This is a genomic window from Lacinutrix sp. C3R15, from assembly GCF_018860825.1.
GTDB lineage: Bacteria > Bacteroidota > Bacteroidia > Flavobacteriales > Flavobacteriaceae > Oceanihabitans.
Genome location: NZ_JAHKPZ010000038.1, coordinates 109,847 through 133,483, shown reverse-complemented (window position 1 = coordinate 133,483; position 23,637 = coordinate 109,847). Strand labels below are relative to the sequence as shown.

The 23,637-nt window shown below is 33.0% G+C and carries 20 protein-coding genes; 5 read left to right on the top strand and 15 right to left on the bottom strand.

Annotated elements, in window-relative coordinates:
* Positions 1 to 9: 9 nt before the first annotated feature.
* From KO494_RS15360 to KO494_RS15350, 3 genes are all read right to left on the bottom strand, one after another.
* Positions 10 to 504: a DUF6646 family protein gene (locus tag KO494_RS15360; protein ID WP_215968502.1), complete on the bottom strand. Its 495-nt coding sequence runs from the start codon at positions 502 to 504 to the stop codon at positions 10 to 12.
* Positions 505 to 536: 32 nt separating this feature from the next.
* Positions 537 to 1,400, bottom strand: a complete 864-nt coding sequence (locus KO494_RS15355; RefSeq protein WP_215968501.1) for a cupin-like domain-containing protein — start codon at positions 1,398 to 1,400, stop codon at positions 537 to 539.
* Positions 1,401 to 1,662: 262 nt separating this feature from the next.
* The gene (locus KO494_RS15350; RefSeq protein ID WP_215968500.1) at positions 1,663 to 3,480 is read right to left on the bottom strand and encodes a TonB-dependent receptor; all 1,818 of its coding nucleotides are present in this window, start codon (positions 3,478 to 3,480) and stop codon (positions 1,663 to 1,665) included.
* A 78-nt stretch (positions 3,481 to 3,558) separates the two neighbouring features.
* On the opposite strand from KO494_RS15350, the gene KO494_RS15345 reads away from it, so the two are divergent.
* Complete coding sequence (locus KO494_RS15345; protein ID WP_215968499.1) at positions 3,559 to 5,052, top strand: PLP-dependent aminotransferase family protein; 1,494 nt, start codon at positions 3,559 to 3,561, stop codon at positions 5,050 to 5,052.
* A 6-nt stretch (positions 5,053 to 5,058) separates the two neighbouring features.
* Here the strand turns inward: KO494_RS15345 and KO494_RS15340 are convergent, their stop codons facing one another.
* From KO494_RS15340 to KO494_RS15320, 5 genes are all read right to left on the bottom strand, one after another.
* Positions 5,059 to 6,024, bottom strand: a complete 966-nt coding sequence (locus KO494_RS15340) for an alpha/beta fold hydrolase (protein ID WP_215968498.1) — start codon at positions 6,022 to 6,024, stop codon at positions 5,059 to 5,061.
* Positions 6,025 to 6,117: 93 nt separating this feature from the next.
* Positions 6,118 to 7,539 carry a flotillin family protein gene (locus KO494_RS15335; protein ID WP_215968497.1) on the bottom strand — a complete coding sequence of 474 codons (1,422 nt, stop codon included), beginning with the start codon at positions 7,537 to 7,539 and terminating at the stop codon, positions 6,118 to 6,120.
* Positions 7,508 to 8,122: a hypothetical protein gene (locus tag KO494_RS15330; protein WP_215968496.1), complete on the bottom strand. Its 615-nt coding sequence runs from the start codon at positions 8,120 to 8,122 to the stop codon at positions 7,508 to 7,510. Before KO494_RS15330 ends, KO494_RS15335 begins: the two co-directional genes overlap by 32 nt.
* A 177-nt stretch (positions 8,123 to 8,299) precedes the next feature.
* A complete protein-coding gene (locus KO494_RS15325; protein ID WP_215968495.1) occupies positions 8,300 to 8,713 on the bottom strand; it encodes a putative signal transducing protein in 414 nt (137 codons plus the stop codon).
* Between the two features lie 68 nt (positions 8,714 to 8,781).
* On the bottom strand, positions 8,782 to 9,318 hold the full coding sequence (locus KO494_RS15320) for a hypothetical protein (RefSeq protein WP_215968494.1): 537 nt from the start codon (positions 9,316 to 9,318) through the stop codon (positions 8,782 to 8,784).
* A gap of 103 nt (positions 9,319 to 9,421) precedes the next feature.
* Here KO494_RS15320 and KO494_RS15315 point away from each other — a divergent pair, with 103 nt between their 5' ends.
* The 3 genes from KO494_RS15315 (at position 9,422) to KO494_RS15305 (ending at position 11,716) form a co-directional block, all read left to right on the top strand.
* Positions 9,422 to 10,681, top strand: coding sequence for a Y-family DNA polymerase (locus KO494_RS15315; protein ID WP_215968493.1), 1,260 nt, complete (start codon positions 9,422 to 9,424; stop codon positions 10,679 to 10,681).
* Between the two features lie 67 nt (positions 10,682 to 10,748).
* A complete protein-coding gene (locus KO494_RS15310; protein ID WP_215968492.1) occupies positions 10,749 to 11,192 on the top strand; it encodes a LexA family transcriptional regulator in 444 nt (147 codons plus the stop codon).
* A gap of 35 nt (positions 11,193 to 11,227) precedes the next feature.
* A complete protein-coding gene (locus tag KO494_RS15305) occupies positions 11,228 to 11,716 on the top strand; it encodes a hypothetical protein (RefSeq protein ID WP_215968491.1) in 489 nt (162 codons plus the stop codon).
* Positions 11,717 to 11,797: 81 nt separating this feature from the next.
* Here the strand turns inward: KO494_RS15305 and KO494_RS15300 are convergent, their stop codons facing one another.
* From KO494_RS15300 to KO494_RS15270, 7 genes are all read right to left on the bottom strand, one after another.
* Positions 11,798 to 12,076, bottom strand: a complete 279-nt coding sequence (locus KO494_RS15300; protein WP_215968490.1) for a F0F1 ATP synthase subunit epsilon — start codon at positions 12,074 to 12,076, stop codon at positions 11,798 to 11,800.
* Positions 12,077 to 12,165: 89 nt separating this feature from the next.
* Positions 12,166 to 13,674, bottom strand: coding sequence for a F0F1 ATP synthase subunit beta (gene atpD / locus KO494_RS15295; protein WP_215968489.1), 1,509 nt, complete (start codon positions 13,672 to 13,674; stop codon positions 12,166 to 12,168).
* A 192-nt stretch (positions 13,675 to 13,866) separates the two neighbouring features.
* Positions 13,867 to 15,399, bottom strand: coding sequence for a G-D-S-L family lipolytic protein (locus tag KO494_RS15290; protein WP_215968488.1), 1,533 nt, complete (start codon positions 15,397 to 15,399; stop codon positions 13,867 to 13,869).
* Positions 15,400 to 15,409: 10 nt separating this feature from the next.
* Positions 15,410 to 18,142 carry a TonB-dependent receptor domain-containing protein gene (locus KO494_RS15285; RefSeq protein ID WP_215968487.1) on the bottom strand — a complete coding sequence of 911 codons (2,733 nt, stop codon included), beginning with the start codon at positions 18,140 to 18,142 and terminating at the stop codon, positions 15,410 to 15,412.
* A gap of 173 nt (positions 18,143 to 18,315) precedes the next feature.
* Positions 18,316 to 20,163 (bottom strand): glutamine--fructose-6-phosphate transaminase (isomerizing), encoded by a 1,848-nt coding sequence (gene glmS / locus KO494_RS15280; protein WP_215968486.1) that lies wholly within the window; start codon positions 20,161 to 20,163, stop codon positions 18,316 to 18,318.
* A gap of 6 nt (positions 20,164 to 20,169) precedes the next feature.
* The gene (locus KO494_RS15275; protein ID WP_215968485.1) at positions 20,170 to 21,759 is read right to left on the bottom strand and encodes a DUF4270 domain-containing protein; all 1,590 of its coding nucleotides are present in this window, start codon (positions 21,757 to 21,759) and stop codon (positions 20,170 to 20,172) included.
* A gap of 15 nt (positions 21,760 to 21,774) precedes the next feature.
* Positions 21,775 to 22,584 (bottom strand): glycogen/starch synthase, encoded by an 810-nt coding sequence (locus KO494_RS15270; protein ID WP_215968484.1) that lies wholly within the window; start codon positions 22,582 to 22,584, stop codon positions 21,775 to 21,777.
* 193 nt (positions 22,585 to 22,777) lie between these two features.
* On the opposite strand from KO494_RS15270, the gene panC reads away from it, so the two are divergent.
* Entirely contained in the window at positions 22,778 to 23,626 is an 849-nt protein-coding gene (gene panC, locus KO494_RS15265) for a pantoate--beta-alanine ligase (protein ID WP_215968483.1), read from the top strand.
* The last annotated feature ends 11 nt before the right edge of the window (positions 23,627 to 23,637 follow it).

Here is a 23,637-nt window from a genome sequence, read left to right as displayed (position 1 = left end):
GATGTTTTCTTACAAGTTAAACACTATACCAGCGTTTACTGTAAATTGGTTGTGTAATTTTTCTGAAGGTTCTAAATCACCAGTATCATATTTAGCCAGAGGTACATTTAATTCTGTAAAAACACCAAAACCATCTGTAAAGAAGTAACGAGCACCTAAGTGTGTACCAAAATTCTTTAAACCAAGGTGTAACCCAGGATATAAATCAAAGGCATCATCAATGTTTATTACGTTTCCTATATTGGCATTAAAACGCGCTGCGATATCAAATCTATCTGCAAAAGCTTTATCAATATAGGTATTATTAATACCTAAAGCATAGCTAGAGGCAACACCTATAGAGAAGTTTTCACCTAATCCATAATCATAACTAGCAAAAATACTAGTGGCATTGTCTTGAAAATTTGCACCAATTTGTACTTTTTGGTCACCATTACCAGAAAAAGATTGTGCGTGTAAAAAGCTAACACTTAGTAAAGTGATAAGTAATAAGATATTTTTCATTTATAAATTTTTAGTATTAAAAGGGGGTAAAATTAGCTAAAATTTTTATTAGTTTTAGTAATTGCTTGTTTGTTTTTATAGTCTATCCATTTTTGTCCTTTTAGTTTTCGCATTAAGTTATCAAAGTGCCTCATGATTATAATATTATAAATTGCTTTGCTAAGGTTTTTTGGGTTTCTAGCAATAGCACGTAAACTCATAGAAAAACCAGGAGTTAAATACTTCATGTAGTGCCAATAGCCTTCAGGCATATATAAAACTTCGCCATGTTTAAGTTCTGTAGTATAGCCTTTAGCGTGTTGTAAGGCAGGCCATTTTTTAAAGTCTGGATTAGAAAAATTGATATCTTCTCTAACAATTAAAGAGTGAGGTATTTTATATAAGTATTTATTTTGTTCTTGATTAAACAAGATGCATTGTTTGGTGCCTTGAAAATGAAAGTGAAAAATATTAGCTAAATCAATATCATAATGCATGAATGTATGCGAATCTTTTCCGCCAAAGAAAAGCATTGGTAAGCCTTTCATGAGTTTTAAGCCAAAATCTGGAAATGTAAAATCTTTTTGCAGTTGCGGTACTTCCTTTAAAATATTATACAGAAAAATTCTGTATTTGGTAGGTTTGGTTTTAAGTAAGTCTACATAGTCACTCATTTTCATGGTGGCGTGCGCTTGGTTAAAGCCGTCTTTGTAATCTACAGGTCTATCATCATACAGTGGTACTGTTTTATCACCAGCAACCTGTTTGATATAGTCTAAATTCCATTTGGTATATGCAGGCCAATCTTCTATACAACGCTCTATAACCACAGGTTTTTGTGGTTTAAAATAGTGTTTAATAAAATTTTCTCTAGTAATATTTTTTACACGAGGTATGTCTTGAAGGTTGAGTTTCAATATAATGGATTTAAAAACCCAAAGTTACTAAAACCAAAGTAATCTGATATTCTTTTTTGTAAAATCAAGCTTCTTAACCGCGCTTTCTTCTCGTTTTTAAAAATGAAAATTAGTATGGATTCTTCTCTTTTTGCAAAGCGGAAAACACCAATAATTGCGTATATGTTTTGTAGTACTAAAAGCCTTATAAAAAAAAATGCTGTTTTTTTTATAAGGCGAAGTGATTTCTGTTAGCGTCTAGCAATAAGAAGACGAGGTTGTTTTATTTAAACACATATTTTACACCTAAAAGCAGGTTTCCTTTAGGCATTGGCACCAAGTTGGTTTCTGTATATTCGGTATTAAAAATATTGTTAGCAAGTAGTGAGAACTCTACTGCTTTTATTGTATAATTTACACTAGCATCTACCACTGCGTAACTTTCTCCAGAAGTTCTTTCGGCATATTTATAAATGATATTTTGCGACAGATTTTTTATAAACTGTGTTTGTATGCTAGCCGTTGCATGGTGTTTTAACGAGTTTATAGAATACCTTGAAAAATTGTTAGAAACCGCTTTTAAATCATCTTCTATAAAAGTGTAACCAACTTGCATTGCTTGATTAAAAGAACCAAGTGTAAACCCATAAGAAGCATTACATTCTACACCTTTTGTATTTAAATCTCTAATGTTTGTTGCTTGCCATAGATCGGTTTCGTTTTCTTTAACAAAGTCTATTAGTTTTCTAGAATCTCTGTTAAAAGCCGCAAGGTTTAGGTTAAAATTTCCCGTAGTAAACTTTATGCCTAACTCTTGCGCAATAGCTTCTTCAGGATCTAGGTTTTCGTTTCCTAATTCTGTAGGACTGGTATAATATAAATCGGTATAGGTTGGTATTCTGTAGGTATACCCCATGTTTCCGTAGATTTTTAAGTTGTTGTTTATTTTATAGCCAACATCTATTCCTGGAAAGGCATGAAATTTAAAATCGGAAAAGTAAGTAGCCGCAATTCCGGGAGTAATATCTAATTTGTCATCTGCAAAGCTAAAACGATGTTCTAAAAACAAGGTAGTCATAAACCTATTTCTTGATCCTAAATTATTACTAGATAAATATACTTTTGATACATCTATACCAAAACCAGTAACCCCAATTTTAGATTTGTAAGAAGCATCTATTGCAGCGCCAACTTTATTGGTTTGGTGTAAATTTCTGTAAATAGAAGGGTCTTGTCTTACAAAAACGTACATGTCTTGGTTGCGTTTCCAGTACAATTTAGGTTTTAAGGTTAGTTTGTTTTTTTTAATTTTAGAAGAAATACCAATAAGACTAGTTTGGGTTTCTTCGTATTGATTAGTTGCTGTAGGACTAGCATAAAAACCGTTAGCACCAAATTTTCTTTCTTGAAACGAAGCAATAAGGTCTATTGGTGTGTTATTGGTATTGAAGCTACTTTTAATGAAATAATTCTGGTTGTCATAATCGGTATTATATCTGTAGCCCTCTGAAGTATTTCTAGAAACCTGAAAAATATGCGAAGATTTTTTTAATTGGCTACTCACCATAACTGCACCATGGAGTTGGCCGTAGGATCCAGCTTGCGCATTTACTGCCACGCTATTTTCTGTATTTTTTTTGGTTACAATATTAATGGCACCTGTAAAAGCATTTTGTCCAAAAACACGAGCAGCAGGACCTTTAATAACTTCTACACGCTCAATAACATCTAGCGGTAATGCCATATTCATGGTATGGTGTCCTGTTTGCGGATCCTCCATTTTTATACCATCTACCAATAGTAAGGTTTGATCAAAACCACCACCACGAATGTATAAATCTGCTTGCATACCAGCAGTACCACGTCTTCTTATATCTACACCAGCAACCTGTTGTAGTAAATCGGCAACATTAGTTGTTGCGCTTTTTTTAATGTCTTCTTGGGTAATTACTGTTATGGTTCTAGAGTTTTTAGAAAACGGTAAATCTATTCTGGTAGAAGTAATAATAACCGAATCTAATTGTTGTTCTTTTTCTAAATCTTGCGCTTGAGTTGTTATAGAAAACAGCGCAAGAAACATATATAAAGGACTTAATTTCATAATACAATGTAAAAGTGTTTATTAACGCTGCAAAAATCGTAACTTTCCGGATCATTAATGTAGTCCAGTTTTAAAACAATGCATAGTCCGGTTGAAGACATATTAAAAACCTTAATACAATTTAAAAAGTCGCCCAGCACTTCTATTTATATACAGATAACCCAGCAAATTATTAATGCAATACAGCGTGGCTATTTACCAGAAGGTACAGCGTTACCAGGAACCAGAAAATTTAGTGCCTTACTTTCTATAAATAGAAATACTGCAGTAGCTGTATATGATGAGTTAGCATCACAAGGTTGGGTAGATATTGTTGCTAATAAAGGTACGTTTGTATTAAAACCAGATAAGAAAACCGTTGCTATTAAAGCAGCATCACAAGGTTTAGAAAAACTAAAAACCTACCCAAAAACAGCAGGATTTCCATTTCAATCTTCTTTTCATTTGGCTTCTACCCAAGAATTTTCGGTATGTACATATGTTATTAATGATGGGCAACCCGATTTAAGATTACATCCTACATACCAGTTTTCAAAATGGTATAGTGCATCTATGAAGCGTACTTCTTTAATATCAAGATGGAACCAAAACCAAGAACAATCATATACCTCTTTTAATAAACAGTTATGTAATTATTTAAATGCTACAAGAGGTTTTCAAATACCACCTAATAATATAGTAAGTACACGAAGTACCGAAATGAGTTTGTATATGGTGTCTCAGCTTCTTATTCAAAAAAAGGATGTAGTGCTTGTTGGCGATTTAAGTAATTACAAATCGAATATGATTTTTCAGCAAGCAGGAGCAACTATTAAAACCATTCCTGTTGATGCTCATGGAATACAAGTAGATTTTATTGAGAAAAACTTCACCAAAGGAAGTATTCGCTGCGTCTATGTATGTGCGCATAGACAATACCCTACAACAGTAACGCTTAGTGCCGAAAGACGATTGCAATTATTACAACTGGCAAAAGCATATCAATTTGCTATTATAGAAGATGATTTTGATTATGATTTTCAGTTTGAAGGTTCTGCAATGGTACCTATGGCAAGTGCAGATGGAGCAGGTGTTGTTATCTATTTAGGAAGACTAGGCCAATCTTTTTTTCCTAGTTTTCAAATAGGATTTATAGTAGCTCCAGAAAATATTATTAACGAAGCGAAAAATTATTTGCAAATACTAGATAAGCAAGGCGATTTGATACAAAAACAAATGCTTACCGAGCTAATTGCTGAAGGAGAAATACACCGATTAATTAAAAAGAATATTACAGTATATAAGCAAAGACGAGATTATTTATGTGCTTGTTTGCAAATGTACTTTAAAGCATATGCTACTTGGCACATTCCAGCAGGAGGATTAGCGGTTTGGTTGTGTTTTTCTCCTAGAATTTCTCTTGTTAAACTTGCTGAAAAAGCAAAAAAGAACAACTTGTTTTTACCCAAAACAATACTATATCAAAACAAAAGTACTTGTGCCATACGTTTGGGTTTTGGACACCTAAACGAAGAAGAAATAGAAGCTGTTGTAAAAATATTACAGCAATCTTTTGAAGAAGTATTGCTGTAAGCAACCTTATTTATTCATAAAAGTTTCAAATATTGTATAAAACTTTTCAGGTTCTTCTAGATAGGGATTATGCCCACTTTGTTCAAACATTTCAAACTGTGCTTGTGGCATAAAGGTTTTGTATTGTACTGCAAACTCTGGAGTAGAAACACCATCATATCGTCCTGCAACAATTAATGTTTTTGCTTTTACATCTTTTAATTGTTGTCTGTAATCTTGGTTAATCATGCTACCAGAAACATCAAAATCACCATCTTTACCAATAATAGTAGTATACACATCATTAGCCCAACCTCTGTATGTATATTTAGGTACGTTTTGTTTTAGGCTGGTATTGTGGTAATAAATGTATTTGGTAGGAAAGTTGCCATACACCGTTTTTAAAGGTTCTTGGCTAGAAACGTAGCCTAAAGCACGAAGCGAGTCTACTTGTTTCCATTTTTCAGGAAAATGTGTTTTTGCATAATGGTTGTAGCTGTCGCAATTTGCTTGCCACATGGCACCAGAATGAAACCCATTAATGAGTACCATTTTATCTACTTGGTCTTTATATTTTATGGCGTATGCTTGCGCAGGAACGGTTCCGTAGGAATGCCCAACCAGTGAAATTTTATCAAAATTTAATAGTTTACGAAGTTTTTCTATAAGTGCTACATCTGCTTCTACCGAATATTCTGAAGCGTTTTTTGCATTGTCACTTTTACCACGACCTAGCCAATCAAAAAACACCACAGTATTGGTTTTGTAGTATTGCCCAAAATTACCTTGCATATAATCATGAGAATTTCCAGGACCTCCAGGAAGAAAGAAAATAGGATCTCCGCTACCCAAAACTTCTACGTTGATTTTGTACCCATCAATAGTATAGAATTTAGATGTAAACTTATCAAAAATTTCAGGGTCTTGTTGTGCAGAAATAGTAATTGTTACTAATAATAAAGTAATGCTTAAAAATTTTATTAGTGCTTTCATAAAGGTTAGGGTTTCTGTAAATATAAGGATTAATTGAAAAAGTAAAGACAAAAAAAAATCCGCTAAAAAGCGGATTTTAAAACGAAAGTGTTTTTATTTTTCAGGACTATCTTCTATAATTTCTGTAGAAGTATCGTCTGTTTTTATATCTTTTCCTTTTAAGTATTCTGGTAATTCCATTCCAGCCATATTAAACATTTCTTGCAATGGAGGTACCGATTTATACATTCCTGATAAGAAATTAGCAGTAGAAGATTTTCCGTCTTTACTACCACCATTTTCCCAAACGGTAACTTTATCAATCTTAATGTTTTTGATGGCTTCCGATTGCATTCTTACTAATTCTGGTAATTTATCTGCAATTAATAAAAGCACAGCATCTTTAGAGTTATCTCCAGCAGCTTTTACTATTTGTTCCATACCAGCAGCTTGTTTGGTTAATATTTCAAATTGCCCTTGTGCTTCTGCTTGTGCTTTAAATAATATGGCGTCTGCTTCCCCTTTTGCTTTTCTTCTAATGCGTTCTGCTTCTGCTTCTGCATCAATTTCTACTTTCTTTTTATCAATTTCTGCAGGTACAATTACATCTGCCATTTGCGAAGAACGTTCTCTTTCTGCTCTAGCTGTTTCTGCTTCTTTTTCTGCAGCATACGATTCTTCTAGGGCTTTTGCGCTTTGTACTTTTTCTGATGCAATTGCTACACGTTCTGCTTCTGCTTCACGTTGACGACGTAAAGAATCAGAATTAGCAACCGCAATTTTTGCTGTATTTTCACCTTCAACAGCCTGTGCATTTGCAGCAGCTACTTGTGTTCTTTCATCTTGTACCGCATTTGCTTCACCAATAGAACCATCTCTAGTTTTTTCTGCTACTGATTTTCTAGCAGCATTAATAGCATGCGCAGCAGCTTCTTTTCCTAAAGCTTCAATATATCCAGACTCATCTACAATATCTGTAATGTTTACGTTGATTAGTTTTAAACCTACTTTTTTAAGCTCCGATTCTACACTTTGCGAAATGTTAGTTAAAAACTTATCTCTATCGTTGTTAATTTCTTCAATATCCATAGAAGCTACAACCAAACGCAGTTGCCCAAAAATAATTTCTTGTGCTAACTCTTGAATATTATCTTGATTTAAACCTAAAAGTCTTTCGGCAGCATTTTGCATGATTCCAGGTTCTGTAGAAACACCAATAGTAAAACGCGATGGCACATTTACACGAATATTTTGTTTAGACAGTGCATTGACTAAGTTTACTTCTATAGAAATAGGTGTTAATTCTAGAAATTCATAATCTTGAATTACTGGCATTATAAAAGCCGCACCACCATGAATACATTTGGCAGATTGCCCACCACCAACTTTACCATAAACCACCAAAATTCTGTCTGAAGGACAACGTTTATAGCGCTTTATTAAAATAATAAAGAAGATGAAAATAAATAAAACTGCAAAAATAATTGCAATAGGAAATCCTAAATTAAAGATTTCCTGTGTTAGAAGGTAGTTCATGTGTTTTTTGTTTAATTGGTTCTATAGGTTTTTTTGTTTCGTTTACTATTAAAATGCCATTGCTAGTGACATCTACAACTTGTATAAGTGTACCAGATTTTAAGTCGGTTAAAGAGTCTGTAAGTGCTTCTAATTCTCGTAAAGTACCTTGTACTCTTACGCTTACTTTTCCCATTTTAGTTCGGTTTGCACCAATGGTTAAATACACTTCTCCAATAGCGTTAATAGCATTTTTATACTCTAAGGTTCCGCTGTCTGTTAATTTTCGCATAGAATAAAACATTACAGCCATAATTGCCATCATAAGTAATCCGCAACCTAGTGCTGTAATTACGGTTACGGGCTTTGAAAATCCAGCATTGTTACATGCAATACCAATCCAGCCAAAAATGGTGAAAAAACCAACAAGATTTTTAAAGGTAATAAATTGAAATTCTATGCCTGTATCTAAATCCTCAAAATCATCTGCACCATCAATACCTGCAAAAGTGGTTATTATAACAAATAAAAAAATTAAAGAAGCAATACTTGCAATAACCCAAAAAAATTGCGCAAAAGAATCTAAAGCAGAAAACCATTCCATAGTTGGTATAAATAAAAGATTAAGTTTGAAATATAAGACCTTTATAATTGCCTTACAATATTTTAGTTAGAAGAATAGCCATGTGTTTATTCTTCTTTTTGTTTTTCTATATTTTAGAAGCATCTAATAATATAGTTATACTTATATGTAGTTTATGTAGGTGTTTTGTTACAAAAATTATTTAATATCAAACTCTGTATTACAATCTTTACATCTGTATTTGTCTTTTGTATAAAAGGGAAGTGTGCCAGAAAGAAAGCCTACTAAAAAAGAAAAAAAGGATTTAAAATCTGTAATTGTAGAAAACAGCTGCACATGTTTGCTGTTACATTTTATGCATGTAATGGCATTGCCAGCATCATCTAAAGAATATTTTTCTATAGTGGTAAGAATATGCTGTGCTTTAAGCGCATCTTTTACATACACTTTAAGTTTTACACCACCAATAGCGTTGCTTACCAAAGGGTCTGTGTCTATGGTGAAATTATCACTTAAAAACACAGGAATACCTTCAGACTCTAAACGCCCTTTTATTATTTGGGCTTCGGTAGAATATTGAAATTTAGCTATGGTTTTAAAAGTAGTGCTCATTTTATTCCCACGAAAGTGGGGAACTTTTTAATTCATACAATTGCTTTATTAAAGTTACGCTTTTCTGTTTAGATAACCTTTTGTTTTAAAGCTTCTTTGTCAATCCATTTATATTCGTTGGCAATGGTAGCGTCTAGCAGGTGTATGTTTAGTTCTTCAGACAAATCATAAGCAACTGCAAGTGCATCTTCGAAGCTGTTTTTTTCGTAAAGCTTGAAGTGTTTGTTTTTATTATACCATAAATTCACTTCAAAAATATAGCTTCCATCTGCTAGTAATTGCAGGAAAATAGAAACGTATTCGTAATTTTTAATGGTTACCCATTTGCCAATTTTAACAAGGCCAACTTCTGTAGTTGCTCTAAACTTAGAGTTTTTTAAATCTACATATATTTTTTTATGTCTGCTAAACCCTACACCTATTCCTACTAAATAAATAACACCTTCTGTCATGGTGGCAACCGCTTTAAAATTGCTTATGTTGAAAAAGTTATATAATAAAGAGGCTACAATAATACCAAAAGCAGCAGTAAAAGCCAATGCGGCAATAATGGTTTCCCATAAGGGTTTAGGAGATTCTGAAACGCAAATAATGTTTTCTTTCATTGTTTCAAATATAATTATTTAAAGAGTGATTTTTTAAATTTTAGTTCATAAGATTATTTGCTTTACAGAAATTGAAATTGTTTTTCTAGTATCTTTGTAAACTATGTTTGCACTAGTAGATTGTAATAATTTCTATGCTTCTTGCGAACGTGTTTTTAACCCTAATTTACAAGGAAAACCTGTCGCTATTTTAAGCAATAACGATGGTTGTGTTATCTCACGAAGTGACGAAGCTAAAGCGTTGGATTTACCAATGGGAGCGCCTATTTTTAAATGGGAATCCTTTTGTAAAGCCAAGCATATTCACGTGCTTTCTTCTAACTATTCTTTGTATGGCGATATGAGTTCGCGCGTTATGGAAATACTAAAACAGTTTACTCCAGACGTTGAGGTGTATAGTATAGACGAATCTTTTTTACAATTTAAAGGCTTTGAAAATTATGATTTTAATACCTATGGATTACAAATACGAAAGCGCGTTTTAAAATGGACAGGCATACCAACTTCTGTAGGTATTGCGCCTACCAAAGCCTTAAGTAAGGTTGCTAATAAAATAGCTAGAAAATATCCAGAACAAACAAAAGGAGTTTACGTTATAGATAGTGAAGAAAAACGTATAAAAGCCTTAAAATGGACTAAAATAAAGGATGTTTGGGGCATTGGCAGAAGATTAAGTAAGCGTTTACAAGATAAAGGTTGTAAAACGGCTTATGATTTTACACAATTACCGGATGCTTGGGTGAAACGCCACTTTTCTGTAATAGAATCGCGTTTAAAACGAGATTTAGAAGGCATACCAACACTACCATTAGAAGCACACAACAACATCAAGAAGATGATTGCTACTACACGAAGTTTTGAGTATACCTATTCTGATATCGCTAATATTAAAGAACGCATTTCTACCTTTGCCACAAGTTGTGCCGAAAAATTACGAAAACAAGGTTCCAGCTGTCATGTAATTATTGTGCAATTAAGTAGTGATAGACATAAAAAAGATATAGAGCAGCATAACGTAAGTAGAATGGTGAGTTTGCCGTATCCAACAAACTCTTCTTTAATTATTAGTACGCAAGCTGTACAAGCAGCAGCCTCTATTTTTAAAAAAGGAATTAAATACAAAAGAGCAGGAGTTATTGTTACAGGTTTAGTACCAATAGATAATTACCAATTGCATTTATTTGAACAAGAAAACCCAAAGCATCGGTATTTAATGCGCGCTATTGATGGTGTAAATAGTAAATACGGAAGCTATAAAATAAAGCTAGGAAATCAGGACTTAAAGCGTACCTGGAAAATGCGTCAAGAACGTTTAACACCAAAGTATACTACTAATATTAATGATATTATTTGTGTAAAATAAATTGTTTCGCGAAAAGAAATCTCGTAAAATAGTACTACTTTTAGAATTAAAATAAAATATTAAAGTCATGTTGCTACATAAATCAGAAGCCCTTACTTTTTTTACTCCAGAAATATTACAAAATTCTGGTGCTGTATTTTTAGATACCGGAATTTCTGCTGGATTTCCTTCTCCTGCCGAAGATTTTAAAGAAGAGCGCATAAGTTTAGATCGTGAACTTATAAAAAATAAGGAAGCTACTTTTTTTGCAAAAGTAAGTGGGCAATCTATGATAGGAGCAGGATTAGATGATAATGATTTATTAGTTATAGATAGAAGTTTAGAGCCAAGTCATAACAAAATAGCCGTTTGTTTTTTAGATGGTGAGTTTACCGTAAAACGTTTAAAAGTTGATGCAGAAGGCGTTTGGTTACAACCAGAAAACCCGAATTATCCTATTATAAGAATTACCGATGATAACGATTTTGTTATTTGGGGAATAGTAACTAACGTGATTAAAAAGGTGTACTAATTTTTTTTTTTCTATCTTTAAAACACTGTTAATCTATGCGTGTACGTGTTATGAAGAATTTACTTGTTTTAAGTTTTTTATGTGTATTTGTTTATTCTTGCAATAAAGCAGATGCTAATAGTGATTTTGATACTTCGAATTTTTCAACAAATACGTTTGTAGGAAATGTAGTGGCTTTTAAGACCAATCAAGAGGTTCAACTAGGAATTGCAGATACGGATTTAATTCTCTCTTTTAATAATTACAGCAAAACATTAAATTTAGGTTTAGTAGCTGTTTCTTCGCAAATTAAAAAACAGGATAACAAATATTATCTTCGATTTATAAATAAAGACGCATCTGTATCTACGGTAGCTTTATTAAATAGTACAACAGATTCTGGTAAAACGAACAGCTATGCCATTGGTAAGACGCTATGTACTACAACAGCCTTAGCAAATTGTTCTGGTTGCATTCCTAATGGAGATTATTGTTCTTCTTGTGAGAATGACTCTAGTATTTGTACAAGAACTACTTCAGGATAGTTTGCTCTTTGCAAAATGATATAAATAAAAAAACGCTTCAGATGTTCTGAAGCGTTTTTTATATATACTATGTGTTTGTAATTAGTCTGCTAATACAATCACTTTATTGTTATTCATTTCTAAAGTACCAGAGTTAATAGCTAACCAAGTAGCATTATTGTTTCCTTTAGTAAATTTATCTTTTACCTCATCCTCTAAAGAAATATCGCCATAAATTTTAACGTTTCCTTCTTTAAGAAGCGATACAATAGGAGCGTGATCTTTTAATATTTCAAACTCACCGTTTATTCCAGGAACAATAACACTAGTTATTTCTCCGCTAAATAAAGTTGCTTCTGGTGATACAATTTCTAAATACATCTTTTAAATTTTATTTAAAAGCTTCTGAGCAAACAGAAGTCTCATTTATATTAAACAGCTGCTGAAATACTTTCAGCACTTGCTTTGGCTTACGCTTCTGCAAGCATTTTTTCTCCAGCCTCTATAGCTTCTTCAATGGTACCTTTAAGGTTAAAAGCTGCTTCTGGTAAGTGATCTAATTCACCATCCATAATCATATTAAATCCTTTAATAGTTTCTTTAATATCTACTAAAACACCTTTAAGACCTGTAAATTGTTCTGCTACGTGGAAAGGTTGTGATAAGAAACGTTGTACACGTCTTGCTCTACCAACAGCCATTTTATCTTCTTCAGATAATTCTTCCATACCAAGAATAGCAATAATATCTTGTAATTCTTTATAACGTTGTAATAACTCTTTTACACGTTGTGCACAGTTGTAGTGATCATCTCCTAAAATATCAGCAGTAAGAATTCTTGAAGTAGAATCTAAAGGATCTACTGCAGGATAAATACCTAACTCAGCAATTTTACGAGATAGTACGGTTGTAGCATCTAAGTGCGCAAACGTTGTTGCTGGAGCTGGATCTGTTAAATCATCTGCAGGTACGTAAACCGCTTGTACAGATGTAATAGATCCTCTTTTAGTTGAAGTAATACGCTCTTGCATAGCACCCATTTCTGTTGCTAATGTTGGTTGGTAACCTACGGCAGAAGGCATACGACCTAATAATGCAGATACCTCAGAACCAGCTTGTGTGAAACGGAAGATGTTATCTACAAAGAAAAGTACATCTTTTCCTTGTCCTTCACCAGCACCATCACGAAAATACTCCGCAATAGTTAAACCAGATAAGGCAACACGCGCACGTGCTCCAGGTGGTTCGTTCATTTGTCCGAATACGAAAGTAGCTTTAGAGTCTTTCATAACAGATTTATCTACTTTTTGAAGATCCCATCCACCTTCTTCCATAGAATGCATAAAGTCATCACCATACTTGATAATTCCAGACTCTAACATTTCACGAAGTAAATCATTTCCTTCACGTGTTCTTTCTCCTACTCCTGCGAATACAGAAAGTCCACCATGTCCTTTAGCAATATTGTTAATCAACTCTTGAATTAATACTGTTTTACCTACACCAGCACCACCAAATAAACCAATTTTACCACCTTTAGCATAAGGCTCAATAAGGTCAATTACTTTAATACCTGTAAATAAAACTTCTGTAGAAGTTGATAAATCTTCAAATTTAGGAGCTTGTCTGTGTATTGGTAACCCAGCTTCACCAGCTTTAGGTAAATCTCCAAGACCATCAATAGCATCACCAATTACATTAAATAGACGACCATAAACGTCATCTCCAACTGGCATTTGTATAGGAGCTCCAGTAGTATTAACTTCTGTTCCTCTACTTAAACCATCTGAAGAATCCATTGCAATAGTACGTACAGTATCTTCACCAATGTGAGATTGTACTTCAAGTACTAGAATAGAACCATCTGTTTTTTTGATTTCTAATGAATCATAAATTTTTGGAAGTTCAGCACCAGCAGCGAATTCTACATCGATAACTGGACCTACTATTTGTGCAACTTTACCTGTAACTTTTGACATTACTTTTATATTTAATGTTTTGGTATATTATTAATACGAAAGACAATTTACTCAATTATATAGAGTATAAGGTTTTTTCGCGCTGCAAATATAGTGGTTTTAATTTAAAAAATATATCAAAAATTTACCCTTTTTTAGGTATAAAAAAACGCCCTCTATTTGAAGGCGTTTTTTTTATAATATTTATTTAAATTATTGAAGCGTAGGAGGGTAGTTTGTTGGGTAATCTCCTGAGTCTACTAAGTTGCCAGAGGCTTCAAAGTTAGAACCGTAAGTTGCATCAATAGCTTTCATGAATTGATTTGCTAATAAAGCGTACCCTCTAGCCGTTGGATGCACACCATCTAATGAGAAAACACCACCAGTTACAAGGCTAGATGTTAGTACAAAATCGCCATCAGGATAACCTGTACTATCTAATTGTTGCATTAAAGCATTAGCATCAACAAAAGCAAAACCAGCAGAATTTGCTGCATCTTGTAATTTTGTGTTAAAGGTATCTGTAGCTATTTTTATTTCGTCTTGTTCTTCTGGAGTTAAAACCCATTTGTCTGCCAATGGAATTGCAACACCATTTACAGTTGCAGAATTACCAGGAACCGCTTCTGTACCAATAAAATTAGATGCAGATAAAACTAATAAATCTTCAGCAGTAGCTTGGCGCATACTTACTAAATTTGGATCTATACCTGTTAAATCGGTTAAGTTTTCATCCATAATAACAACAGCATTACCTTCACCAGCTTCAAAACTAATGGTTCTTTTTGCTATTTCTGCATCTGCATCTTCTTGCGAAATGGCATTAACACTAACCAAGTAAGCAAAAGCCCCTTGCACACCAGCATTATATGCTCCATACACAGTAGCACTGTTTAAATATGCTGCAGTTGCTGCATCTAAAGGAACCGGATTATGAGGTACAGTTGTAAAGTGAGGAATAGTTGTTACATAAGGTATGTTAGCCATTACACCTTGTACTTGTGCAGTTTGTAAAGCACCAATAATAGCGTCTATAGAGGCATCAAACATAGTTTGCGGCGTAATAGCACCTAAAGTTGCGTCTGCACCAGCAGTAGCATACCCTAATATATCGTTATTTCCAATCCATAAAGATACAAAGGTAGGTTGTTGCGCTAAGGCATCCCCTAAAATAGTTGCACTTGGAGAAGAAGCTATTCTTACAAAGTAAGGATTAGCAGTTGCAGGAGTAGTTGCTAAATTAGCAGGATTTCCATAACCATTATATAGTAAATGAAAACTTGCAGCACCAGGAACACCCATATTGTTATGGCTTCCTAAAGAAGGAGCTAAAGCTTCTGTTGTAGGCGTTCCTGGTAAAGAAGCAGGGCCTGAACCATCAAAATATAATCTAGGACCAAAGCTACCATCGGCATTTTGAACGCCACCAAATAAAAACCCACCAATATTATCATTCATTAATGGTTGGGTAAAAGTACCTCCACCAGCTAAAGCAAATTTTTGCGATAGCATATTAGGCATCGAGTTTGTTTGCCCTGCAATAAATAAAGCATTATCTGTATATCCAGCAGTTAATGAATTACCTATAGATACATAGTTAGAAAAATCTGCAGAACCAGCTGTTAAAGCAGGTAACACTTCTTCTTGTGTAGGATTATCTAATTGGTTTTCAAAATCCTCTTCGTCATTACATGCTGTAAAGCCTATAAGGACCGCAGATAGTAATATATATTTTATATTTTTCATTTTGCTAATTTTATAAGTTATTAATTGTCCATGAAACATAGTACATAGAACCTATATACCCAGAACCAAATGCTGTGAAGTATTCTTTTCCACCAATATTTGTACCACCCACTTTAATTAAAGATTTAAGGAAAGGGATTTTGTAGTTAATTTGTGCATCTACAGTATGGAATTCAGGAACTACACCATCACCAAAAGTTGCTTCCCAGAAATAATCATCACTAAATCTGTATGCTACATTAAATCCGAAGTTTTTAAATACCTCAGTGTTACCAAAAGAAGCTTTAAATTTATGTTCTGGAGTATTGAAATTGGTTTCAAAATCAGGATTCGCTTCTTGGTCAAAATCTTGTTTTGTAAAAGTGTAGCTTCCACCTAAATCAAAATCTCCAAATATTTTAGTAGATAAACCAATAGAAGCACCATACGAATTTACGTTTACATCAGAGTTTGTGTATGCGCTATAGGTTTGAAAGTCGCTGTTAGCAATGGCAACAGCAGCAGAGCCATCAGCAACAGAACCATAAAATGGAGCGATAACAACCTCTTGCGAAATAAAATCTTTATATCTGTTATAATAGGTACTAAAATCTACAATAAGTTTATTGAATTTACCTCTATACCCAATTTCTGCAGAAGTTACTTTTTCTGGTTTTACTAAACTAGGGTTAGCAACTCTTAATTGCGTTGGATCACCAGTTTCGCCAAAAGCTATTACAGAAGAAGAAGCGTATGAGTTATTGTATGCCGCAGCACCTGTTTGTGTGTAAACCGTTCCGTCACTAGCAGTAAAATCTCTTGAATATCTGTCTAAGTTATCTGGAGCAGAACCAATTAATATAGCTCTACCAGCATCTAGGCCAATAAATAAATCTTGTGTGGTAGGGTTTCTAAAACCTGTTTGAATAGAACCTCTAATGTTGTGGTCTTTATTAAGTGTTAAACCTAAGGATAATCTAGGAGAAAGAAATCCTTCAAAAAATTCTGATTTATCATAACGTGCAGAAGCAGTTATTTTCAATTCCATATCCTCATTTAATTCTACATCTTTTTGAATTTGTGTATAGATACCAAACTCACTGTAGTCAATAGAGCCATCATAATCAGTATAGATAGAACCTAAAGAATTTAAATCATATTGTCTAAAAGAACCACCAACTTGTATATCTGCAAAATCAATTAAATGACTAAAGTTATAGTTACCATCTGCATGGTAGTATTTAGATTGGTCCTGAAATTTGGAACCTGTAGCTAAGTCAGGATCATTAATAACTCTATTAAAAGCGTTTTTAAATTCTGCAGAACCTGGTTCAAACCTACCGTCTTCAGCAGCAGCTCTTGCTGCAGCATGTGCTTGTTCATCTGTAGCACCACCACCTAAAGTTGCAGCTACGTATGTGTTTATGTAATCACCAAACCAATCTTCATCACTTTTCCAAGATCTGTTTATGTTAATTCCAGTAAATACCATATCATAAGAATCTCCAGCTTTATCAGCAACTACATAACCTCTTAAAAAGTAGTTATCGTTTTTTAATTCTAATTTATGTTGTTGTTGAAAGAAGTTATCAATATTATATCTGTTTGTACCTTGGTAAATTGTGGTACCTGTACCTACTTTACCAACATATTGAATTTCAAAATTACTATCTGTAATTGGTCTGTAATATAAACCCCAATCTGCTTTAATACTTTGGGCTTTATTTTCTGTTAAATCACGTTCGTTATAACCTGTTCTACTAACATATACATCTGGTACAATACCAGTACCACCAGCTAAGTCATTAAGGTTTGCAGAAACTTCATCACCATACACATTAATACCATTATAGTTTCTATTGGTTGCTCTTGTACCACCATACATATCGCTATCTACTTCGCTAGTAGCTTCCCAGTCTGTACCGTTTAAGTAACCAAAGTTTACTTTAGCAGCAAACTTATCACTAAACTTGTAAGCCATTCTAATTCCTAAATCTGTGTACGGATTGGTACCTGCAGATTCTTGAGAAGTAACCCCTTGTTTTACAAATGCGCTTATACCTTGGTGGTCAAAAGGGCTTTTACTACGCATAAAAAGAATACCGTTAAAAGCATTTGCACCATATAAAGCAGAAGAAGCACCTGGTAAAAGTTCTACACTTTGTACATCTGTTTCTGTTAAACCAACTAGGTTACCAATAGGGAAGTTTAATGCTGGCGTTGAATTGTCCATACCATCTACTAATTGCATAAAACGCGTATTAGCAAAAGAAGCAAAACCTCTAGTGTTTACAGATTTAAAAGTTAAACTATTTGTGTTTACATCAACACCTTTTAAGTTTTCTAAACCTCCATAAAAATCTGCAGAGGCTGTGTTTTTAATTTCTTTTAAGCCAAAACGCTCTACAGTTACTGGAGATTCAAAAATACGTTCTGGAGTTCTAGAAGCAGAAATTACTACTTCATCAAGTGAAGTTCCTTCTGCTAAAACAAAATTAAGGATTTGATTGTTTGTATTTACCTCTTGAGATGAAGGTTCAAAACCCACACTACTCGCTTGTAATGTAAATGGAGGGTTTTGGTTAACTGTTAATGTGAAATTACCATCAAAATCAGTAACCGTACCAACTGAGGCTCCTATAACAATAATGTTTGCACTAGGAATAGGTAGATTGCTATCATCAACTACTGTTCCTGTTATTGTTGTTTGCGCATAAGTTAAGCTGCAAAAAAACAACAATAAAATTGAAAGAATTGTTCTCATTTTTTAGATTTAGTTTAATTATTTGAGCCAATATAAATAAATATTATGAAAACATTAAGAAGTTTTCTTAAAATTATGCGCGCATAATATTATTTTCTCAATTGAGATAGCTAAAATTTGAGAAATTCTTAAAAAGTAACCAGTAAGCAGATATTAAGTAAAAAGCTTATTTTTTATTCTACGGTTACTGATTTTGCTAAGTTTCTAGGTTGATCAACATTTCTATTTAACATTACTGCAATGTGATAAGACAGTAACTGTAACGGTATTGTAGTAAGTAAAGGTGTTAAAGATTCTAGCGTTTCTGGTACTTCAATAATATGGTCTGCTAATTTTTTAACATTAGTATCTCCTTCTGTAACGATAGCAATTATTTTTCCAGCTCTTGATTTTATTTCTTCAATATTGCTTACCACTTTTTCATAATGTCCTTTATTGGTTGCAATAACAAATACAGGCATTTGCTCATCAATTAAAGCAATTGGGCCATGTTTCATTTCTGCAGCAGGATATCCTTCGGCATGTATATAAGAAATTTCTTTAAGTTTTAATGCTCCTTCTAAGGCAACAGGGAAGTTGTAGCCTCTTCCTAAGTATAGGCAGTTTTTAGCATCTTTATAAATTTTTGCAACATTTTGAATATGTTGGTCAGACTGTAGTGCTTTCTCTACTTTTTCAGGAATTAACTCTAGTTCTTGTAAATGGTAATGATAATCAGAATTTGTTATTTTTCCTTTAACTTTTGCAAGTTTTAAAGCTATTAAAGTTAGTACTGTAATTTGTGTAGTAAATGCTTTTGTAGATGCTACACCAATTTCTGGGCCAGCATGTGTATATGCACCAGCGTGTGTTTCTCTAGCAATAGATGAGCCTACTACATTACAAACACCAAAAACAAAAGCTCCGTTTTGTTTTGCAAGTTTAATAGCAGCTAAAGTATCTGCTGTTTCTCCAGACTGCGATATTGCAATTACAATATCTTTATTTGTAATTACAGGGTTTCTATATCTAAATTCTGAAGCATATTCTACTTCTACAGGTATTCTTGCTAGGTCTTCAAAAATATATTCTGCAACTAATCCAGCATGCCATGAGGTACCACATGCAACAATTGTTATTTTGTCTGCATTAGTAAATTTCTCTATGTTATCATCTATTCCAGACATTTTGATGATTCCTTTTTTAGCTAGAAGGCGACCTCTGTAAGTATCTCTTATAGCGTCTGGCTGTTCATGAATTTCTTTAAGCATAAAGTGTTCATAACCTCCTTTTTCAATTTGCTCAAGGTTCATTTGTAGTTCTTGAACATAAGGAGCTACAACAGTATCATCTTTTATTTTTCTAATTTTAACCTCTTTATTTATTCTAATAATTGCCATTTCTTCATCTTCTAGATAGATGGCATTTTTAGTATATTCTATAAAAGGAGATGCGTCACTTGCAATAAAAAACTCGCCTTCACCAACACCAATTGCTAGTGGGCTTCCTAGACGAGCTATAACTATTTCGTCTGGTTTATTTTTATCAAAAACAGCAATGGCATAAGCGCCTACTACTTGGTTAAGCGCAATCTGTACTGCTTTACCTAGTTTTACTTTTTCTTTTAGTTTTATGTCTTCAATAAGGTTTATTAAAACCTCTGTATCTGTGTCTGACTTAAAAGTGTATCCTCTTTTGGTTAATTCTGTTTTAAGGGCAGCGTAATTTTCTATTATACCATTATGTATAATTACTAAATCGCCAGAGTTAGAGTAGTGTGGATGTGAGTTTACATCATTAGGTATACCATGTGTTGCCCAACGTGTGTGACCAATACCTAGATTACCAGTCATAGATATTTCGGTTTCTAGTTTTTTTTGTAAATCTGCTACCTTGCCTTTGGTTTTAGATACTTTTAGGTCTGTGCCATCAAAAAGGGCAATTCCTGCACTATCATATCCTCTATATTCTAAGCGTTTTAGTCCTTCAAGAACAATTGGATATGCTTCTCTATGACCTATGTAACCTACTATACCACACATAAAAAATTAGTTTTCTGGTTCTGAATAAAAAATTTCTAACTGTACTCTGTTTTCTTCTGCAACATTTTCATTACTACCATGTAGTACTGTTCCTTTTGGAGACATTACTGTACCTGATGTTAATTTATCCTCACTATCAAAAGTACTGTATTGTAAAACCTCGTTAATATTAGTGGTTACCATTAACCCTAATTTTAAGTTTGTAGAATCTCTTAGAAGAATGTTGTTTAAATGCTCTGTTAACCTAATTTTATATTTTACTCCATTGTTATCACTATCTCTTTCTAATACTGTTGAGTGGTATTCTATGGAGTATTCTGGATCAGAAACATCTGCTAAGTCTAAAAAGTAATCCACAACAGGAATGTTGTTTTTTAAATCATATATAATAACTCTACTAGGTTCTTGTTCGTCGTTTAAACCAGCGGTTTGGTCTACATAAAAAACTAAATTAGCTTCGTTTATAAGACGTTGGTCTTTGTAGGTTGCAATAAAATCATCATAAGCATCTGATAAGCCGTCGTTATCTGAATCGGGACCACCAAATAAATCCACTACAGCCATGGCACCTTCTCCTCCTTTTAAGTATAATTTTTCATTACCTTCTGTTGGGTTGGCAGCAGCATCTGCATCTGCTAAAGTGGTTACAGAAGGATCATTTTCTAATATATTTAAACGGTTTCCTGAAAAATTAATTTCTAAAGTTTGCTCTTCTCTTACAGGGTTACCATCATCATCTAGCTCGTCTGTTTCATTGGTGTAGTTTAGTTCAATTGTTGCATTGCTAAAATCAAGCATTACCATGTTTCCTTCTGTTGCACCATCTGGTAAAGACGCTTTAAAATAAAGACCTCTAAAATAATTTTTAAAGTTATTATCATTACTTAACTCAGTCATGCCTTCTTTTGAAAAAATTAAATCTTCCCAAAAACCATCTACATTATTTAATTCTTCTCTAAATCTTGGTGTTAGCTTTTCTTCATCATCTGTTTCGTCATTTAATGTGATTTCAGATTCGCTTGGCACAAATGCATCAGTTTCAAACAAAAGTTCATCTGTATGATTGTCAAAATTTATTGTGGTATTGGCATTAGAGTAATAGATTTCGTATTCTTCTATATTTTCTGCGTTAAAATCTTTTAAGAAATAATTGTTTTTATAAATAGATAATTTTATTGGTGCATTACCAAACAAAGAATCTTGTTGTGTTATAGTGTATGTAGTTTCACCATCAACCGTATCTCCTGCTGTAGAAAAATAAGGTATTGATAAAATTACAGATTCTAATTCGGGTTCGTCACCAAAATCAGGATCATAAGAAGAAAGTGAAACTTGAGAAACTACACTTGCTGTAGTTAAGCCATATATATCATCTTTGTATACGCCTAATAGGTTAGAAGATAACCCGTTAGATTGAACAGGGTTAAATTTTTTAGTATATGCTATAACAGGGATTTTTTCAGAATCTGTAGAGAAATTCTGTGCTCCTTGAATATCACTATCTAAGGTTGAAAAGTCTTTATCACAAGCTATAAACGCTATTGAAATTAGTGAGAGTACACTTGTTATTTTAAGGGCTTTAATTGTCTTTTTCATAGTAATTTGATGCTGTTAGCTTAAAACTTCTGTGTTGTAAAAGTTGGTGTAAGCTTCGCTAAACTCATCTTTTGTTTTGAATTCTAATACGGGTTTTTTAGATTCTTCTAAGTGTTTTTCTATGTCTTCTGGTAATTCTTCAGAACCAACTATTAAAGCATCTGAATAATCAATAGCAACTTTCATTAAGTTAACAAAACTTGGTTTTTCTAGCGTTTTAATGGCGTTACCATCTATGTTATCAAACTTCACTTTGTTAGACATGTCTTTATTTAACGTTCCTTCAAAGTTTTGATTGTAAATAGAGGTAACTATTTTACTTTCATTAAATAAAGGTTCATCTTTGTAATATTCTTTAAGATATAATGGCAATAAAGAAGCTAGCCAACCGTGAACATGAATAATATCTGGAGACCAGTTTAATTTTTTAACGGTTTCAATTACTCCTTTGGCAAAGAAAATAGCTCGTTCATCATTATCAGGAAATAATTTTCCATCCTCATCTGTTAAAGTAGCTTTACGTTTAAAATATTCGTCATTATCTATAAAATATACTTGAATACGTTCTTTTGGTATAGATGCAACTTTAATAATTAGTGGCATGTCTAAATCATTAATTACTAAATTAATTCCAGAAAGTCTAATTACTTCGTGTAGTTGATGTCTTCTTTCATTAATATTTCCATATCTAGGCATGAATATTCTAATCTGACCACCTTGCTGGTTTACCATTCGAGGAGTCTCAAACGACATTGAAGAAATTTCAGTTTCTGGTAAATAAGGTACTACCTCAGATGATACATACAATATCCTCTTATCTTTCATATAGTTGTTTTTAATGTGTTTCGGGTTTTTTGTATTCTATTGTAAGCTTTTGTTGTTTCTAAAAGCTGTAATAAGCTTTATTTACATACTAGTTACTTTTAAAAATTCAAAATAAAAAACACGCAAAAATACAAAATTTTATGCAGTCTGCGAGTAAAATCTTAAGTTTGCACGCGTTAATTTTTTATTAATAATGAAGATATTTTCAGAAATAAAACAAATTACAAAAAATATTGAGCGTTTAAAGCTTGATAATCAAACAGTTGGTTTTGTGCCAACTATGGGTGCATTACATGCAGGACACCTATCTTTAGTGGCTAAAGCATTAGCCGATAATGATGTAGTTGTAGTGAGTATTTTTGTAAATCCTACCCAATTTGATAATGTAGAAGATTTAGAAAAATACCCAAGAACTTTAGAAAAAGATGCAGCATTATTAAAAACATTGTCTAATGCTATTTTAATTTATGCACCTACAACAAATGATATTTATCAAAATAATGTGGTTTCACAACATTTTGATTTTGATGGATTAGAGCATGAAATGGAAGGTAAGTTTAGAGCAGGTCATTTTGATGGAGTTGGTACTATTGTTAAGCGTTTGTTTGAGATAGTTACTCCAGACAACGCTTATTTTGGTGAAAAAGATTTTCAGCAACTAGCAATTATTAAAAAATTAGTAGAAAAGCAGCGTATTCCGGTGAAAATTACAGGATGTACTATTCATAGAGAAGCTAATGGTTTGGCGATGAGTTCTAGAAATACAAGACTAAAACCAGCATACAAAAAAGCAGCTCCATTTATTTATAAAACATTACAGGCTGCCAAAGTAAAGTTTGGCACAGAAAGTGCTACTAAAGTAACAGAATGGGTAACTAAGCAATTTGCAAAACAGGATTTATTAGTATTAGAATATTTTATAATTGCAGATATAGAAACCCTAAAGACAGTAAAAAGAAAATCTAACAAAAAAAAATACAGAGCGTTTATAGCAGTTTATGCTGATGATATTAGATTAATAGATAATATCGCGCTAAATTAATTATCTTTGCC

Bases quoted from the DNA above. Each gene is read 5' to 3' on its own strand.
- KO494_RS15360 (WP_215968502.1), bottom strand. From the start codon at position 504: ATGAAAAATATCTTATTACTTATCACTTTACTAAGTGTTAGCTTTTTA.
- KO494_RS15300 (WP_215968490.1), bottom strand. From the start codon at position 12,076: ATGTATTTAGAAATTGTATCACCAGAAGCAACTTTATTTAGCGGAGAA.
- atpD (WP_215968489.1), bottom strand. From the start codon at position 13,674: ATGTCAAAAGTTACAGGTAAAGTTGCACAAATAGTAGGTCCAGTTATC.
- KO494_RS15335 (WP_215968497.1), bottom strand. From the start codon at position 7,539: ATGAACTACCTTCTAACACAGGAAATCTTTAATTTAGGATTTCCTATT.
- KO494_RS15310 (WP_215968492.1), top strand. From the start codon at position 10,749: ATGTTGCTACATAAATCAGAAGCCCTTACTTTTTTTACTCCAGAAATA.
- KO494_RS15350 (WP_215968500.1), bottom strand. From the start codon at position 3,480: ATGAAATTAAGTCCTTTATATATGTTTCTTGCGCTGTTTTCTATAACA.
- KO494_RS15305 (WP_215968491.1), top strand. From the start codon at position 11,228: ATGCGTGTACGTGTTATGAAGAATTTACTTGTTTTAAGTTTTTTATGT.
- KO494_RS15330 (WP_215968496.1), bottom strand. From the start codon at position 8,122: ATGGAATGGTTTTCTGCTTTAGATTCTTTTGCGCAATTTTTTTGGGTT.
- KO494_RS15345 (WP_215968499.1), top strand. From the start codon at position 3,559: ATGCATAGTCCGGTTGAAGACATATTAAAAACCTTAATACAATTTAAA.
- KO494_RS15340 (WP_215968498.1), bottom strand. From the start codon at position 6,024: ATGAAAGCACTAATAAAATTTTTAAGCATTACTTTATTATTAGTAACA.
- KO494_RS15270 (WP_215968484.1), bottom strand. From the start codon at position 22,584: ATGAAAGATAAGAGGATATTGTATGTATCATCTGAGGTAGTACCTTAT.
- glmS (WP_215968486.1), bottom strand. From the start codon at position 20,163: ATGTGTGGTATAGTAGGTTACATAGGTCATAGAGAAGCATATCCAATT.
- KO494_RS15285 (WP_215968487.1), bottom strand. From the start codon at position 18,142: ATGAGAACAATTCTTTCAATTTTATTGTTGTTTTTTTGCAGCTTAACT.
- KO494_RS15315 (WP_215968493.1), top strand. From the start codon at position 9,422: ATGTTTGCACTAGTAGATTGTAATAATTTCTATGCTTCTTGCGAACGT.
- KO494_RS15325 (WP_215968495.1), bottom strand. From the start codon at position 8,713: ATGAGCACTACTTTTAAAACCATAGCTAAATTTCAATATTCTACCGAA.
- KO494_RS15275 (WP_215968485.1), bottom strand. From the start codon at position 21,759: ATGAAAAAGACAATTAAAGCCCTTAAAATAACAAGTGTACTCTCACTA.
- KO494_RS15290 (WP_215968488.1), bottom strand. From the start codon at position 15,399: ATGAAAAATATAAAATATATATTACTATCTGCGGTCCTTATAGGCTTT.
- panC (WP_215968483.1), top strand. From the start codon at position 22,778: ATGAAGATATTTTCAGAAATAAAACAAATTACAAAAAATATTGAGCGT.
- KO494_RS15320 (WP_215968494.1), bottom strand. From the start codon at position 9,318: ATGAAAGAAAACATTATTTGCGTTTCAGAATCTCCTAAACCCTTATGG.